Origin of the sequence: Paenibacillus amylolyticus, from assembly GCF_036894225.1 — a bacterium.
Taxonomy (GTDB): domain Bacteria; phylum Bacillota; class Bacilli; order Paenibacillales; family Paenibacillaceae; genus Paenibacillus; species Paenibacillus amylolyticus.
This window is the reverse complement of record NZ_CP145892.1, coordinates 3,772,862-3,789,974: the sequence shown is the minus strand read 5'-3', so window position 1 is coordinate 3,789,974 and position 17,113 is coordinate 3,772,862. Positions and strand designations below refer to the sequence as shown.

Annotated in this window: 14 protein-coding genes and 1 pseudogene; 9 read left to right on the top strand and 6 right to left on the bottom strand. The window is 43.2% G+C overall.

Features of this window, described 5'->3' with window-relative positions:
* The first annotated feature begins 44 nt into the window (after positions 1 to 44).
* From V6668_RS16805 to V6668_RS16795, 3 genes are all read left to right on the top strand, one after another.
* Positions 45 to 587: a sigma-70 family RNA polymerase sigma factor gene (locus V6668_RS16805; protein WP_036673700.1), complete on the top strand. Its 543-nt coding sequence runs from the start codon at positions 45 to 47 to the stop codon at positions 585 to 587.
* A 13-nt stretch (positions 588 to 600) separates the two neighbouring features.
* Complete coding sequence (locus V6668_RS16800) at positions 601 to 2,007, top strand: hypothetical protein (RefSeq protein ID WP_338706187.1); 1,407 nt, start codon at positions 601 to 603, stop codon at positions 2,005 to 2,007.
* Between the two features lie 182 nt (positions 2,008 to 2,189).
* Positions 2,190 to 4,697, top strand: a complete 2,508-nt coding sequence (locus V6668_RS16795; protein ID WP_036673698.1) for a WG repeat-containing protein — start codon at positions 2,190 to 2,192, stop codon at positions 4,695 to 4,697.
* Between the two features lie 154 nt (positions 4,698 to 4,851).
* Here V6668_RS16795 and V6668_RS16790 read toward each other — a convergent pair whose 3' ends face one another.
* Together V6668_RS16790 and V6668_RS16785 are read right to left on the bottom strand one after the other, a co-directional pair.
* Positions 4,852 to 5,325 (bottom strand): YbaK/EbsC family protein, encoded by a 474-nt coding sequence (locus tag V6668_RS16790; RefSeq protein ID WP_036673697.1) that lies wholly within the window; start codon positions 5,323 to 5,325, stop codon positions 4,852 to 4,854.
* 54 nt (positions 5,326 to 5,379) lie between these two features.
* Positions 5,380 to 5,937 carry a helix-turn-helix domain-containing protein gene (locus V6668_RS16785; RefSeq protein WP_036673696.1) on the bottom strand — a complete coding sequence of 186 codons (558 nt, stop codon included), beginning with the start codon at positions 5,935 to 5,937 and terminating at the stop codon, positions 5,380 to 5,382.
* Positions 5,938 to 6,368: 431 nt separating this feature from the next.
* Here V6668_RS16785 and V6668_RS16780 point away from each other — a divergent pair, with 431 nt between their 5' ends.
* From V6668_RS16780 to V6668_RS16760, 5 genes are all read left to right on the top strand, one after another.
* A complete protein-coding gene (locus V6668_RS16780) occupies positions 6,369 to 8,171 on the top strand; it encodes an ABC transporter ATP-binding protein (RefSeq protein ID WP_338706186.1) in 1,803 nt (600 codons plus the stop codon).
* Positions 8,168 to 9,916, top strand: a complete 1,749-nt coding sequence (locus V6668_RS16775) for an ABC transporter ATP-binding protein (RefSeq protein ID WP_338706185.1) — start codon at positions 8,168 to 8,170, stop codon at positions 9,914 to 9,916. The genes V6668_RS16780 and V6668_RS16775 overlap by 4 nt, the downstream gene beginning before the upstream one ends.
* Positions 9,917 to 9,999: 83 nt before the next feature.
* Complete coding sequence (locus V6668_RS16770) at positions 10,000 to 10,962, top strand: ABC transporter substrate-binding protein (protein WP_338706184.1); 963 nt, start codon at positions 10,000 to 10,002, stop codon at positions 10,960 to 10,962.
* Positions 10,963 to 11,365: 403 nt separating this feature from the next.
* Entirely contained in the window at positions 11,366 to 11,575 is a 210-nt protein-coding gene (locus tag V6668_RS16765; protein WP_143780989.1) for a hypothetical protein, read from the top strand.
* A 303-nt stretch (positions 11,576 to 11,878) separates the two neighbouring features.
* Complete coding sequence (locus V6668_RS16760; protein WP_081746009.1) at positions 11,879 to 12,277, top strand: RDD family protein; 399 nt, start codon at positions 11,879 to 11,881, stop codon at positions 12,275 to 12,277.
* 137 nt (positions 12,278 to 12,414) lie between these two features.
* Here V6668_RS16760 and V6668_RS16755 read toward each other — a convergent pair whose 3' ends face one another.
* On the bottom strand, positions 12,415 to 12,693 hold the full coding sequence (locus V6668_RS16755) for a hypothetical protein (RefSeq protein WP_036613867.1): 279 nt from the start codon (positions 12,691 to 12,693) through the stop codon (positions 12,415 to 12,417).
* The gene (locus V6668_RS16750) at positions 12,653 to 13,861 is read right to left on the bottom strand and encodes a hypothetical protein (protein ID WP_051447335.1); all 1,209 of its coding nucleotides are present in this window, start codon (positions 13,859 to 13,861) and stop codon (positions 12,653 to 12,655) included. Before V6668_RS16750 ends, V6668_RS16755 begins: the two co-directional genes overlap by 41 nt.
* A 97-nt stretch (positions 13,862 to 13,958) precedes the next feature.
* On the opposite strand from V6668_RS16750, the gene V6668_RS16745 reads away from it, so the two are divergent.
* The gene (locus tag V6668_RS16745) at positions 13,959 to 14,249 is read left to right on the top strand and encodes a hypothetical protein (protein WP_036613868.1); all 291 of its coding nucleotides are present in this window, start codon (positions 13,959 to 13,961) and stop codon (positions 14,247 to 14,249) included.
* A 93-nt stretch (positions 14,250 to 14,342) separates the two neighbouring features.
* On the opposite strand, the gene V6668_RS16740 is transcribed toward V6668_RS16745, so the two are convergent.
* Both V6668_RS16740 and V6668_RS16735 read right to left on the bottom strand, forming a co-directional pair.
* A complete protein-coding gene (locus tag V6668_RS16740; protein ID WP_047843258.1) occupies positions 14,343 to 15,323 on the bottom strand; it encodes a patatin-like phospholipase family protein in 981 nt (326 codons plus the stop codon).
* A gap of 457 nt (positions 15,324 to 15,780) precedes the next feature.
* Positions 15,781 to 16,357: pseudogene (locus tag V6668_RS16735) on the bottom strand (helix-turn-helix transcriptional regulator); the annotation flags it as partial.
* Between the last annotated feature and the right edge of the window lie 756 nt (positions 16,358 to 17,113).

The window sequence follows — 17,113 nt, the reverse complement described above, 5'->3', positions numbered from 1 at the left end:
GTATTCGTGATCATATGAGCATGGAAGGGAGGGGACATCTAATCGTGGAAGAAGAACAGATACGGAAGGCAATAGCGAATCGTGATCCTGAAGCCATGGAATGGGTGATGAACCACTACGCAGGTTTGTTATGGAAGATTGCTCATTCCATCCTACATCATGCATCGACAGAAGAGATTGAAGAATGCGTAGCAGATACATTTTTTGCTTTTTGGCAGAATCCGGATGCATTCCAGTCTGGGCGAAGTAGCCTGAAAAATTACCTTGCAACAATCACAAAACATAAAGCGATTGATCGCTACCGGAAACTTAATCGAAGAACTGAGCTTACATATGAAGAGGAGATTCATTCGGTGCAAACGGATGATTTGTTGGTTCAGATGGTCAGTAAAGAGACATATACGGAACTTAATCAAATGATTGAATCTTTTCCAGAACCGGAACGTGAGATTATGAAACGTCGGTTTTACGAAGGACAGAGACCCCATGAGATATCAGAAGCATTGTCCCTACACGTTAGGCAAGTCCATAACAAGCTTTATCGCTCCAGGCAACGATTGAGGACATGGTGGATGAACAGGAAATAAAGGAGGGGATCAAATGCGAAAATCCGAAAAAGAATTCACTGAGCAGAACCTCTTTAATATTAAAAAGTTGTTCTATGATAAATTGGCGCTGAATGAACCACCAACCGTTACGAGATCAGATTCATCATTTTATCCACCTGTATTATATCCATCCGCTCCATCCGCACAGACCAAGAAGTCCATGAATAGGAGAAGAAAGTATCGCAAAGCCATCTATGTTCCTGTAACCGCTGCGTTATCGTTATGTCTTGTGACAGGGGCAGCTGCATCGGTGGGCATCATTGACCTGCCTTCTATTCTTCATTTTCTAGGTGCAGATCGGATTGGCATTCTTCAGCCTGTTCATCAGGTGAGTGAAGATCAAGGGATTCGAATGGAGGTTATAGGTGCTGTCAGGGACGGAGATACAACGGAAATCTATGTTTCATTATCGGATCTGACGGGTCATCGCATTGACGATACACTGGATGTATATGATTACAGAGTAACCGGAGGTAATGCAAACAACGCTCAGATTATTCATTATGATGATGCGAATCAAACAGCTATTGTCCGATTCCTCATTCAAGGAAAAGTCAGCAAAAATCGGATTACCGTTCAGATCAATACGCTGATGTCAGGTGCATCTCGACAAGATGGTTACAACGTACAAGTGGACTGGAAGCAGTTGTTACAAGAAAAGCAAAACAATAGTTATGAAATCATGGAGCGAGATCGTATAAGTGGCTTGGGAGGTACAACCGATATTCAATTGGAAACCGATCCAATTCCCGTACTGCATCAGGATGTAACGAATGTCCCCGTTGAGGGTATTGATTGGATGCATATTTCCAATATAGGTTTTGTGGAGGGCAAGTTACACATTCAGATTAATCCGAATAATGAGATTGGCGAGTATAATCATGGATATTTCTACTTCACGGATGAGCAAGGTCGAAAGCTCGATATACCTGAATATTCCATTAGCTATGGACATTATATGAAAGATGGGGTCGGGTACGGAGGAGATTATGAGGAGTTTGTGTATGATCTGTCTGCTGTTGACGATTTAGATAAGCTGAGACTTCAAGGCAGCTTTACGAGTATTAGTGAAGTTGTGCGAGGAAATTGGAAAACTACTTTTAACTTGAGTCAAAATGCTTTGAGTAAAACAGGAAACATTCAGCTTGATACAAATGGAGGCTTACAGGCAAATGTTACTCTTTCCCCGGTTGGTGTCACACTTACAGGTGAGGCACTGAGTATGATTCGGATGGAGGATCTGAGTATTGAAGTGCACCTGAAGGATGGTACAAAGTTGACTGGCGAATCCGGTTTCCTCCAGCTGGATCAGGATCTCATTAAGTGGATTTCCCCTAAGACCATTCCGGTGAATGATGTGAGCTACCTGCTAATCAATGGAGAAAAAGTGACTTTGTAAGAAGAATATTTAAAAGGTGAATCAAAGAATCGGGGAATAAGTGCAATCAGAAGGTTGTTCTGTCATCGGAGTGGTAAGTGTGAATATTCTTTAGTTCAACTTATATAAAATGAATTACATGTCATATCCCGATTTATGACGCATACCATTAGGCGAATGCGGTCATAAGGGAGGAAACTGAGATGTCCATGAGCGAACCGCTGTTAACGCAGATTGTGAATCAACATATTCCGGCTGGTGCAACGGTCGTCACTATTGATAAACCTGTTCAACATCCAGCGATCTATGCGGCCGATCTTACCGGTGACGGTATGCCGGAGATTGCTGCAGTCTATCAGTTGAATGGTGAGCTGTATTTGCTCATTCTGAAATTTGTTCAAGGACATTGGATCAAGATGGCACTAATTAAGGGATTGGGGTATGGAGTGACTTTAATGACCGCAGCCCCTGTAACTTCAACGGCTAGGAACAATCTCATTATCGGTTGGCGGATTGGTTCTATCTGGTCTAAGCTTGCCGTATATGAGTGGACGGAATCCGGGCTCAAAGATCTGGCGCCTGACGATCTATACTATAGCTATGCAGAGATTATAGATATGCCTGGTCCGCATGGCCGAGATGGGAAAGTGGAGATTGCACTCTGGATACATGACACAGGGGAAGCCTATCGTGTGGAGATTATACGATGGCAGAATGGGAAATGGGTTCCTGCACCGGACGTATATGCAACCTATTATCCCAAAGTGGTGCAATATTACGAGCAACTAACCCAACAATATCCTGATTATATCTTTTACTGGTATTACCTTGCGGATGCTCAGTACCACGCGGGCCAGTATCCGGCAGCTCTCGCTTCAGTTCAGAAGGCACTCAGCTTCCCGGAAGCGTATCCTTCCAGAGAGGTACTACAAGAGTTGGAAAAGAAAATTAAGCAGGCGATGGTCCCTATAAGCCATGCCCGGGTAACGACATGGTTATATCCAATCTCCGTTCGAACCACGAGTGGGACGCGTTGGGGGTATATGGATGCACAAGGCCACATTCGGCTTGAGCCGGTACTGGATGACGCGCAAGAGTTTCAGCCCAATGGATTGGCTGTGGTTGTGAAGGGTGGTCGTGCCGGCGTTATTAACCTTCAGGGACAGTATGTCGTTCAACCTGTATACGATTCCATCAATTCCTTTTCCGAAGAACGGGCGATAACAATTGATTCTCAAGGATTTAAGATGATTAATGAACAAGGTACAGTCCTGACCAAACGGGCGTACCCGTATATCTCGAATATGAACGACGGTCGAGCATTATTTTACGATTCTAATCCTGGTCAGGCAGATGGATCGGTGAGTCGGTATGGTTATTTGGATGCGTCGGGCAATGAGGTGATACCTGCACAGTTCGCTTCTGCGAATGATTTTCAAGATGGTAAAGCGGTTGTGCAGATTAAGGACAATGAATATGCACTCATTAATCGCAATGGTCATCGGCTCGCAACGTATCCATATGCCTATGTGGGACCACTAGGGGATGGACTGCTTGCTTTTCAAAAAGAAACCTCGGGCAAATATGGGTACATCGACGAACGGGGTAATATTCGTATTCAGCCCAAATTTTCATCGGCATTTCCTTTTAACAACGGGCAAGCGATCGTTAATACAGCAGAGGACTACAAATCGATCTACGGTGTTATTAATACGCAAGGATCGTTTATCATTCAACCCGCCTATAATGACATCCGCGAACTAGGCGAGCATCGTTATGCGCTGGGGCAAGCGATTAACCCGGAGCAACCTTATATCGGCTCAGTGTATGCGATTGCAGATACCAACGGTAGAAGGCTTACGGAGTTCCTATATCGCGAAGTAGGCAATTACAAAAACGGCCTTGCTTCCGCATCGGATGGAAGACAGACCTATCTGTTGGATTTGAGTGGAAGACCTGCCGCTGGGTATCCCCATGTAGAAGGTTCGGGTACGCTGGAGGTCGTGGCACCAGATCTGATTAAGGCCTATGTAGACCAGCGTTTATCGTATGTGAATCGGGCAGGACAGATCATCTGGCGGCAAAATACAATCGTTCCACTTCATCCACCGTACCGTGTACGCGAAGAGAAGTACAAACCAAACAGGGACTACCTCGTATATTATCCGCAGGTGGAGGGATTAACGAACCAAGCGGAGCAAATTGCGCTGAATGCCAAGTTGAAGCAACTCTCTCAGGTTAAACCGATCCCTGCCGATCAGCAGCTGGATTATACGTATACAGGTGATTTTGATGTTACGTTTTATCAGCAACAATTGCTGCAACTGCAACTCACAGGTTATAACTACCCGGCGGGTGCAGCGCATGGTATGCCTACGATGATCTATGCGATCATTAATCTGACAAATGGTCAGTTGTATGAGCTAAAGGATTTATTTAAACCGAATAGTGACTATGTAAAAGTGTTGAGCCAGATTGTGGGGGATCAGATCAAAAATGATCCTCAATACTCGTATGTGTTTCCGGACACCTATACGGGGATTAGTGGGGAGCAGCCGTTTTTTGTCACAGCGGATGCTCTTCATCTCTACTTCAACCCGTATGATATCGCACCCTATGCGGCAGGGTTTCCAACGTTTACGATTCCTTTTGTCCAGATCAAGGATATCATTAATACAGAAGGTTCGTTCTGGAAAGCTTTCCATGAGTGATTGAGGGTACAGCCAACATTTTAACGAAAATATACGCTAGGGACGTTAAGGCACAAAGACAGCGGATTTTTCCTGCTTTAAGCAAATGTCCGCTGATGCTTAGCTTATATAACAGTCAAAATGTTGGCGCTACCCCATATAGAACTACTATAAATCAATCATTCCATCCTTTACATACATCAATCCACTCTGAATAACTAGAGTATTTTTCTAATTGTTCTATTGTAAGTTCAATAGCACTATTGCTACTCCCGCAAGCTGGATAGATTGTCTCAAAACGTTTTAGAGATATGTCTAGATAAACAGAAACATCATTTTTAATAGCAAATGGACAAACACCTCCAATGGCATGACCAACCATATCAATGGCTTCATCAGGAGAAAGCATTTTTGCTTTTGTTTTGAAATACTCTTTGAATTTTTTGTTATCCACTTTTGCATCCCCGGCAGCAACTACTAAAACAGCTTGTCCATTCACCATAAAAGAAAGTGTTTTTGCGATTCTCTCTGGCTCACAACCTAATGCAGTTGCAGCCAAATCCACGGTTGCACTAGATACTTCAAATTCGATAATTTCAGAATCCATACCATATTGTTTAAAAAAATCTTTTACTTTTTCAATTGCCATAATCATCACACCTCATTTTTAAATATTTTCTAGAAGATTATAGATGAAACTTGCCTATGTTCTTGGGTAAAAAATCATGTTGTAAATGACACATGGTTCTTGATAGGGATTATTATAGGAATGAAAAACATTAGCACGAAAGCGGAGTGCTTGATTTTCTTTTAGAACAATTTTTTTTGTGTTGACTACCAGCTCTAACATACCTTGTACCACAAAAACATATTCTTCCACACCATCAAGGTGCCTTTCAGATGGATGGTGACATCCAGGATCAAATTCGATATAAAATATTTCAACGTTACGGGTAGGGTCAAAAGGAAAAACAGGAAATGCTCTCATTTTTCCATCATTTTCAATGATAGCGTCTTTGGACCGTGTATCAACCACATTGCACTCATCTTCTAGCTCTTCCAATAATAAAGATAAAGGAACTTTTAAGCCCACTGCGATTTTCCAAAGAGTTGTAATCGTTGGTGAAGACTGTCCTCTTTCAATCTGTCCAAGCATAGGCTTACTTACATCAGTAAGTTTAGAAACATCTTCAAGTGTAAGATTTCTCGTTGCTCGTATTTCTTTTAACCGTTCTCCAATAGTTAATACTGGCGATTGCATTGCATCACTCCTTTTGTATGTTATAGCATTATAAAATTTAATATAACATACTTATAGTTGAGTTCAATAGGCGGCAGTTAAATGATGTAAGTAACTACTTCACATATTTATCCATACGAAATGGAAAATATTACGGGAGTTACAGATCAAAGAAGTCATATTTATCTATACAATCAAAAACGAAAACTTTCTCCAACAACAATTTTCTTTGCTTGGCGAGAATGTAAATACTTCACCAGTCATTCTCAAGTTACGCGACGAGGTCATATGTCCAATAGGGCTTATAAGATGCTGTGAGACAACAATAATCCGTGATGAGGTATTATTGCTCCGTGAAGAGGTAGTGATCATTCAGGGCTCTATGAGATATTAATGTGCGTATATAGCACTGCGCTATATTGAGAATGATTATTAATATCAGGAGGGATGAGATGAACAACACATCTGAAGTGTCGGGACTAATGCAAGTAACGAAGGAGCGCAAAGGTCTGCTGATTACTACAGCAAGTATCTTCTCGATCCTGGCGAGTCTGTTGCAGATTGTTCCTTTTGTCGGAGTGTATAAGATCGTCGAGGAACTGCTAGCGCATGCGGGCCAACCATCTGCCATGGACAAAGATTTGTTGATCTATTGGGGGATGGTCGCGTTCGTAGCCCTGATTGCAGGGCTTGTTGCGCTCTATATCGGGGGGATGTGCTCACACATTGCTGCGTTCAACATTTTGTACCAGCTCAGAGTGAGACTTGCGGAACATGTTGCCAAAGTACCCATGGGGTATCACACCCGGACGGCAACCGGTGAGCTCAAGAAGATCATCGAAGTCAGTGTGGAGAAAATCGAGAAATTTATCGCCCATCAGTTGCCGGACCTGGTAAGTGCGATCGTTATTCCACTGATGCTCTTGGGATATCTGTTCTGGCTCGATTATCGCATGGCGCTGACGCTTTTGGTTCCGATTGGAATAGGGTTCTGGCTCCAAAGTCGCCTTTTCCGCAGCGAAAAAGGCCGTCAGGCTTATCGTGATTTTCAACTTGCCATCGAAGAGATGAATGCGACGGGTGTTGAATACGTGAGAGGTATGCCGGCAGTGAAAGTATTTGGCATTACAGCTGATTCGTTTCTAACGTTCAAACAGGCGGTGACGCGGTACCGGGATATTTCGTTGAAAATAACTGATTTGTGTAAAACATCCTACGGGCTGTTTTTTGTAATTATGATCTCGTTATTTACCTTCATCGTTCCGGTGGGTATTCTGCTGTCGAGTGGAAATGCAGGCAATCAGTCGTTTGCGATCACGTTTATTCTGTTTCTAATCATTACCCCGAGTCTATCTGCTCCGTTATTGAAGTTAATGTATCTGGGTAGTGGGATGCGAGAGATTGTGGAAGGACAGAAACGGATAGAATCGGTGTTTGCCGAGTCGGTTGTACAAGAACCTGAGTTGCCCAAAGTTCCGGATACATATGAGGTTGCCTTTCGTCAGGTATCTTTTGCTTATGAACGTAAGGAGAGCGAAGCATATAAACCTGTACTTGATCAGGTTGATTTTGTAGCCAACGCAGGAGAGATGACCGCACTTGTCGGACCTTCTGGTGGAGGAAAGTCAACCATTGCGAATCTATTGCTTCGTTTCTGGGATGTACAGGAAGGTGAGATTACGATTGGTGGAATTCCGATTCAGGAGATGGGTACGGAGAAACTGATGGATACCGTGTCCTTTGTATTTCAGGATGTACATCTGTTCTACGATACAATTGAAGAAAATATTCGGATGGGCAATACATCAGCTTCACGACAGGACGTTATAGTTGCGGCTCAAACTGCTTGCTGTCATGAATTCATTGAGAAACTGGATGCCGGATATGACACCCAAATCGGAGAAGACGGTACGTATCTATCTGGCGGTGAAGCACAGCGAATTGCAATTGCACGAGCACTGCTTAAAAATGCTCCCATTCTGGTCTTGGATGAAGCGACGGCCTACGCGGATGCAGAGAATGAACACAAGATCCAGCAAGGTCTGGCCCAATTGGTTCAAGGCAAAACGGTACTGATTATTGCTCATCGTCTAACAACGATTCGTGCAGCAGAGCAAATTCTTGTGATCCGGCAAGGGACAATTGCTGAGCGTGGGACACATGATCAATTGCGTGCATTAGGCGGAGTATATGAGCACATGTGGCAGGCCCATATCAGTGCGGCTTCCTGGAAGCTTGGAGGTGCAGGACGATGAAGAATTATTTATACAATATATCTGGGGGTAACCCGCGTAGTCTGCTTCCTTCGGTAATTGCAGCGATTCTGGACGGGATTGCAAAGATTGTTCCTGCGGCGCTGCTTGTGGACATATTCAATACGATATATAAGTCTTTTGCTGATCCGGACAAAGGACTGGATATCAACCGAATGTGGGTTGTATGCTGCATCCTGTTTGCCTGGCTTCTAGTGGAGTATGCAGCTTATGCTTCGCTCTATGACAAGACCTATCGGGCAGCATACAGCCTCGCGGCCTCAGGAAGGTTAAAGCTGGCCGAACATATTCGCCATCTGTCGCTAGGATTCTTCGGAAAACGTGATCCTGGGGATCTGACGAACCTGATCCTGAGTGATTATGGTCAGGTCGAGCATACGATCTCTCACAATCTGTCGCAGCTGATCAGTGCGATTGTGCTTCCGGTACTTGCTTTTGGCGGACTTCTGTTGGTGGATTGGAGAATGGCCGTAGCCATGTTTGTTGCGGTTCCCTTAGGTGTGGCTCTGTTATGGCTTACGGATTCCATTCAGGCACGACTGAGTGAGAACCATGTTCGAGCCAAAAACGAAGCCGCCAGTCGACTTCAGGAGTATCTGAGCGGTATTCGTGAGATTAAGGCCCACAATATGGGGGGCAAACGTTTTGAACGGCTGCGTCGTTCTTTTGACGAATTGAAATCAGCTTCCATTCGGTTGGAAGGTATCATGGGACCGATGATCATGGGGGCGATGTTGCTCGCAAGATCAGGGATTACGTGGATGATTCTGGTAGGCAGTTATTTGCTTGCAGGCGGTGAGTTGTCGTTACCGGTATTTCTGTTGTTTTTGCTGGTGGGCACGAAGGTATTTGAACCGTTAACGGTTGTACTGATGAGTTATGGGGAGATGCGGTACTCCGCATATAGCGCAGGGCGCATTATGGATGTGCAGCAGGAAGCACCGATGGCAGGAAAGGGAGATATACAGCCTAATCAGGCCATTTCGTTCGACCAGGTGACCTTTGGATATGATGATCAGCAGCCTGTGTTGAAAGACTTGTCGTTTACGATTGAGCCGCATACCATTACTGCCTTGGTTGGCCCATCCGGTAGTGGTAAGAGTACAGTCACACGTCTCATTGCCCGCTTCTGGGATGTACAGCAAGGAACCGTTCGCATTGGCGGCAGACCCGTTGATCAGATGGACCCCGAGAAGCTGTTGCAGGATATCTCTGTGGTCTTCCAGGACGTGTATCTGTTCCAGGATACAATCGGCAACAACATTCGTGTAGGGAAGAAAGACGCTACGCAGTACGAGATTGAAAAGGCAGCACGCAGAGCTTGTTGTCATGAATTTATCTCCGGTCTGCCTCAAGGGTACGATACTCTCGTTGGCGAGGGTGGATCGACGTTATCTGGTGGGGAGAAGCAACGGATCTCCATTGCACGTGCTTTGTTGAAAAATGCATCGATCGTCTTGCTCGACGAAGCCACCGCTTCACTTGATCCGGAGAACGAAGCCGCGGTGCAGCAAGCGATTAATGAATTGGTCGCGGATAAAACGGTTATTTTGATTGCACACCGATTAAAGACCATTCAGAATGCCGATCAGATCCTTGTATTGGACCATGGTCAGCTCGTAGAGCAGGGAACACATGCGCAATTGTTAGATTACTCAGGCATCTACGCTCGTCTATGGCAATTACAACAGGATGCAGAAGGCTGGCAGGTAAAAGTAAACGGATAATGAGTTCGATGAGATAGATAAAGTAACTGAAGCAAATAAGCCTAATGTGGCTAATGAACTGACATAAAAGGAGAATGACAACGATGTTTAAACGAATTCCTGTATGGATTGCACTATGTTGTATGCTCACCTTGGCGGCCTGTGGAACGACCCAGACCACCAGTGAAGTGGCCAGCTCCTCAGAGGGAACTGCACAAGCAACGACCAAAGTGATTACCAACCCGAATGGAGAAGAGATTACGATCCCTTTGAATCCAGAGCGCATTGTTGATCTATCCGGCTCTACAGAAGAGCTACTGATCATTGGGAAAACACCTGTGGCCACGATGAGCGCGGATTACGGTAACCCGGAGGAAATCACACCAACCATTAAGGATCATCTGAGTGCAGATATCGTTAATCTGGGCTGGTATGGTTCACCGTTTAGCATTGAAGCAATAGCAGGAGCCAATCCGGATCTGATCATCTTGGGGAAGGATTTCAACACGGATCAATATGAAACTTTATCTAAAATTGCACCTACAATTGCATTGCCTTACTCTTACTATGATTGGAGAGAACGCCTGACATTCTTGGCAGATACGTTTGGAGAAGAAAGCAAGAAAGATGAATATCTGGCCAAGTATGATGCGAAATCTGCAGAGTGGAAACAAAAGCTGGAGGCGGCTGTACATGGTGAATCCTTTGCCGTAATTGAGACATATCCAAACAACCTAGTCATCTATTCCAATAAAGGGGCAGCTGAGATGTTATACGGTGAATGGGGCCTCAAGCGCACAGAGGGGATCCCTGATCCAGAGGGCTGGGGCGGTAAACAGATCGCACTGGAGGCTTTGGCTACCGTTAATCCGGATCGTCTGTTATTAATGGAGAATAGCGAGAATAAGATGGTAGACAGCAAGGTTTGGAATAACATGAACGCAGTGAAAAATGAAAAGATCTATAAAATCTCCAATGTCGATAATTACAATTATTCGTACACAGCGATGGGGAGAATGGAGCTTATGGACCGTTTGGGTACGATGATTCTGGAAGGACAGAAGTAGTCGTTGGATTAGAGCAATTGAAACGATAGATTAAATTTAACTTTTAACAGAACCTAACAACGCCTATGTTAATTGTGGAATTGTGGAATTTGTTCGAAATCATGTAACTTGAGCGGTTCTGGCTGCGTTTAGACATTGGGGTGATCTGATGTTGGTGAACGCGGTTCAACGGTACATGGTATTAGGACTTATATTTATAGGGATAAGCTTGACTGCATATCTCGTTCTTGAAAGGGTTGAAGGGTACCATATTACAACGACAGAGTATTACGGCTTACGCAATGCAGGGGGATTAATATATATTCTTTCGCTTATCCTGGGATTCGGTCACTATTTAGTCGCTTTTTATGTTGTTATTATTAGCCCGATCTCATGGTTGTTGCGGAAATATGTATGCTTTCCTATGGTGAGAACTTTCATCTATATGATTGGGTTTGGATGGGGCGGGCTGTGGGTTTTTGATCTCATGTACAATCCATATTTCGTGAATGGATACCATCTGAACCGAATGACATCGATATGGATATTTGCCATCGCCGGTTTAGTTTATGCCATTGTGGAGAATAAGATTTGGCGAAGAGGGCAGATGCAGAACGAACAGAAGGCTACTTAACAAATGTTGAGTAGCCTTCTTGGTTTACATAATTATTATGGTGTTTTCATTAGGGGCTCAGTTAGAAAGGATTATGTAAGAGTAAGTAGTTAGTGAACATGAACAGCGGTTAAGTTAATTCGATAGTTTGTTATAAAATTCACAAAGGATGCAATTAAAATGAGTTAGGAGTTTTATCGTAAAAAGGTAAAATTTTCTGTTATACTATTTGGGTTGTGTACATAAAGTTAGATATTTTAATGAAGGGAGTTCATGAAGTAAATTAGCCATTTAGTTTAAAATTGTAGTTTGGAGGAAAGCATTTTGTATAAAGCAGGTTTTTGGATTAGATTAGGAGCAGGTGTATTGGATAGTCTTATTATTTCAATTCCGTTAGTGATTATTGCAGGTGTGCTGACGGGTAACTTTGATACGGATGAGCCGATTGCCAAGCTACTTAGTGCGTTATACTCAATTTTATTACCAGTTTACTGGTATGGTCGAACCATAGGCAAACGCATATGTGGAATTCGAATCCGCCAATACGATACACACGAACCGCCAAAAATTGGTACGATGCTGATGCGAGTTGTTGTAGCTGGACTTGTGTACGTATTAACTTTGGGTATCGGAGTTATTGTGAGTGCTTTTATGGTCGGTCTGCGTGAGGATCGACGTGCGATTCATGACTTTGTAGCAGGAACAGAAGTAGTTTGGGACTAATTCGAAAAATTAGTTTGGGACTAATTCGAAAAATATAAAGAATTCGCTGTACAGGGGTAAAAATCACTGTGCAGCTTTTAAATCATTAGTACTGTTTCACAAAACTCGTATTTTGTACATATGTATATAGGCCTTTCTTATATATAAGTAGTTTTACTTTTTTTCAACCACGTTGCCATGATCCCGTCAGGCTCTTCGCCACGTCTTTCCCGCATTAATTGATAAAGCCGGTTGAACTGAATTACTCCTTGTGCCGTCGAGACATATGGGGTCCAATAACTAAGCCACCGCTTTGCCAATACGGGTTCAAAAATATCGAAGAATAGAAATCTCTGGTAGTCCTTATTAAAACCAGGTACCGAATTACCTTGTATCTCATTGATATCCAGTAATGGTTCTTCCAGCCCGTCTACCATTTATACCAACCTCCCTCCTACGGTTTCTCAGTATTCCTAGTGTTTCATCTCCCATATCCGACTCAGCTATCATTTGGGAAGTCATACCCTGATTAGTACACGTTTGGGCCTCACTGGCTTCTCCACCCAGGCGGGAATATGAGCCGATCAATCTGACAAAAAGGTGCTCAGCAATTTGCCCACCGAATTCAATAGGTCTGCCTCCAATCTCAATATCACCAACAAGGAACTCTTTGTTCAAAGGCACCTCATACACAGCTCTTACCGCAAACCCTGGACCACCACGCACTACCTTCCAATAATCTAGTGGATCGCTGTTGTCAGGTGAAGTCCAACCACTTGTGTTCGGCTCAGACATGTAGAGCCCGACAGGATTCTTCAGAGTAATCAGTGCACCCTGTCGTGCCAGTGCATTAACTTCGCCACCGATCAGGGGGTCACTTGCCCGCTTCTCAATTCCATATTTAGCACAACGTATTAGTTCATTCTGATCGCTAATTATCGCTCCTTCACCATTTTTCCGAAGTTTGGTCGCATCAGCTGCCAAGTTAATCTCAGCACTTAATGTATTAGCAGGGTGCGTCATTGCTCCATGACTCGTATTCCATTTATTCAAAGGATCATATTGGCCTTCTGGGAACAGATCATCGTGCTGTACATTAGGAGAAACATATTGGCGGTATAATTCAAGAACTTTCTGTTTATCACCAAGAGCGTTAATTCTCCAATTCATAGATGAAAATGGGTGTCCATGCGCCATTGCCTGCCAATATTCTGGACCCTCGCACGTAAATGTCACTCTTTTAATTTTATTACTTTCTTCGTCGTATTCCACAAACCATTCCAAATACTCGTCATGAATTCGAGACTCTCCTGGTGCAGGACGTTTGTCGGCAGTTGCCATTGCCTGCCTCCATGTTAACATTGAATCTTCAGATAGGATTTTGGGGAAAGCTGGCCATGCAATGGTCGCATCTTCTGACGCATCAAACATACTTGCCCCCAAAGGATTATAGAACTGACTTTTGCCTTGGCTAAGTACATCTTCATTTTCTTGAACAGCAGAAGTGAATACTTCATTGATGTATTCACTCCATGCCTCAAGCTGATTTAAAATATTGTTATAGTCATCCAAATTACCTGGCGGATCAAAGCTAGCAAGAACCATATAAAATGCTTCCTTTCCTCAAAGATGGCTTAAGCCTTAGCAATCCACAGACTACTTTAAAATTGCGCTGTAGCAAAACCTTGATGCTGATGAAGTGATGAAAATACTGAATGATCCAGCGGCAATTGCCGAGGCACACGCAGAGTTTGCCCAAGTACACCGCCTTGGAGTAAACAGCTACCCGACACTTCTTCTCCGTGATGGAAATGAGTTTATTTCATTAGGCGCGACGATGAATATAGAGGAACTTGAAGAGGGTCTAGCTAGTACAGTTATTGCGAAGCAAACTAAAGGGGATCAATGTACACTGGGTAATAAAGAAGGCTGTTGGTTAAGCAAAAAGGGATCTATGATATTGGATGACCCCCCTATCCGTTATTCTAAATAGGCAGGATATAGGCAATGTTAAGTCATCATGACCACCCGTTCACCGAGTGGTCATGATGGTTTCTTTATGTTATACATCATGGGAAAATCATAGTTATTGGTAAATTTTATGTCCCTCCTGCTGTTCTGCAAAGTAAAGTTCCATCGGTGTGATTGCATGATTTTGTCTGAATTTATTCTTGTACGTTTCAAAATTCCAACTTTCCAGAAATTTCGTTGCTGTAACATGTCCTGATTGCAGTAAGAAACGCTGGTCTTCTTCCGTCAAATTGAACTTCGTCGTTGTTACTTTTCCAGTAGGAATAAACATCGTTCGTTCTTCCGTATGTTCATCTACATGTCTTTGATCGTGGGCCTGTAACATCGTTTTGAATATTCCTTTGAGTAAAGAAACCGGACCGTTGATATCCATAGATTGGGCATACGTACGCTTTTCTGACAGCCGGAAGCCAAAGGTCGGCCACTGTGGAATCCCCTCCACATCAAAGAGCCAGATCGGAAAGTTACTGAGCATGCCTCCATCCAGCATATAATACGGTTTCTTCTGTAATGGCGTATGCCATAGATAAGGTTTAAAAAAGAAAGGCAGTGTTGTGCTCATTCGCACAGCTGCAGCAATTGGAAATTCAGATGCTTTCAGTCCGTAATGAGGCAAATCATTAGGAAAAACGACGATCTTACCATTACTTATATTCGAGGCGATAATGGAAAGCTTTCCTTCTGGAAGATCTCCAAACGTTACAATGTTCTTACGTTTCAGCCAATCTGTCATCACTTGCTCTAAAATGTGATTGCTATAGATTCCAGAGTCAAATATGAATGGAAGGGTCTTGTTAAACAGAGGCAACCTGCTTATTCCTGTCCGTCCCAGCAGCTTAGTATAATCTAGCGAGCTCATCAAATTCCGAATTTCAGCACTGTTGTAACCGCAGGCTAACAATGTCGCAACAATCGCTCCAGCTGAAGTACCTGCAATTTTGTTCCAAGTATAGCCTCTAGCCTCCATCACCTCTATGGCTCCCACAAAAGCAATTCCCTTGACCCCCCCGCCTTCAAAGACTGCATCTGCCTTCACCTGAATTTCCTCCTTACAAAATGAAATATTTCCTGGTTATTATTAGCTTTGTAAATTAAACTATTCACGTTGAGGATATGTTTGTTATGCTTGCTTCCCCCTTCAATCGGTTAACCCTTGTGCCGAGCGATCCGCTCAATTCCTCCCCAACGGCTTCAAACAGCTGTGATGGCAGACATACCCTCAAGCGTATAAGGAATTTTCGGGCGTTGTCCTGACATAAGTGTTCTGGCGAGGGCTTAAAAATCCAGTGTAGTGTGATGGCTAAAATAGGTAGATAAGTTTGTGTCCCGATTAAAAAAAAAATTACCCTGTATCCTTTTGCCACCAGCATCTCACAAAATGGAACAGTCCATCGGATCATTTGTGTTCCCAGCCCGGCAATCAGCAGAATGGTTCCATGCTTTTCATCGCTATAACTGTCATAAGCAAGATCAATACCGTTAACGTTTAACATATGGTCATATAAGGCAGCATGCAGCACGGTATTACCAAACCGCCATAGTAACTCGTTCATTAGATCCATACTGCCGTCCTCATCACATTTCTTACGGAACTGAGGAACATCAGTAAATGACATTTGTAAATCCTGACTCACAAGACAAAACGCCGAACATCTCGAAAGCTCCTCTTTGTTCTATCCAGTAATTTATCTCGACATCTCCTCTTATTGAGATATGAAAGGACATTCGAGGATAGGCTTTTAAGGAAACGCCTTTATCGCGCGCAGATATCGGCATAGTCCCAAGGAGATTCTTAAACGCCGGTGCGAACGCTTCCGGCGATTGGTATCCATATTTCATAGCAACATCGATTACCCTCGCATCGTTTGCCTGCAGTTCAAAAGCCGCTAATGTCAAACGACGACGTCGGATGTGCTCGGATAACGTGATTCCTTTAATGAAAGGGAACATTCGTTGAAAATGATAGGTAGAGCAACAAGCTATCTGCGCTATTTCATCATATGAGATATTGTTCTCCAAATTTGTTTCGATATTATCGATTGAACTTTTCATCCTCTCCAACCAATCCATCGTTCTCCCTCCCTTCGAGTTAAATACTATCGTAAATAAAAAACTTTCCTTGCATTTCCTGCACCAAATTGTCAGCATCGTTCGCATCCCCTGAAGACCAATCCCAACAAATCTTGTCTAATTAATTTCTCCTAAGAACATGTTCTTGTCCAATACGGCAATCGGTACAAGTTCTTGTCCTTGGCTCGGGACAAGAACAATGTTCCATTGCCTTCCTCTTCTTATCTTTTTGCCACAACCAAGAGCCGTTAATCATCATTGCACTGATTAACGGCTCTGTAAATTTAATCTCTTCACATATGCTTCAACTGATTTTTGTAATACTTTCTTTTAATCATCCTGGATGCTTCTTCTGATCAGCATCGCAACAGATTGAGGTGTATAAAATATTACGTTTGGGCTTTCATGTTAATATGGGCAAACGTATTTGTCAGCCAACACTTCTTCATTTTCTAAATAGTGATATTCGATGGAACTTGATGAGTTCCGGATACAAATAGTTAATCAAGCGAGGTCTTATATTAATGTGGCTTTTATCTCGCAATAGAAGATCCATCATAATACTATTTAGGTGACTGTCTAATCCAAAATGACACAATGCTCATTTCCTCAGCTTGGAACAAGAACTTGGGTTCCTTAAATCAAAAAAGCTGCTATAATAGCGACTTTGAATGGAACAATGTTTTTGTCCTCCGACATTGATCTGAGGACATTGAATTATACATCTCAAAGTCTTTTGGAGTTAAAAGAAGACCA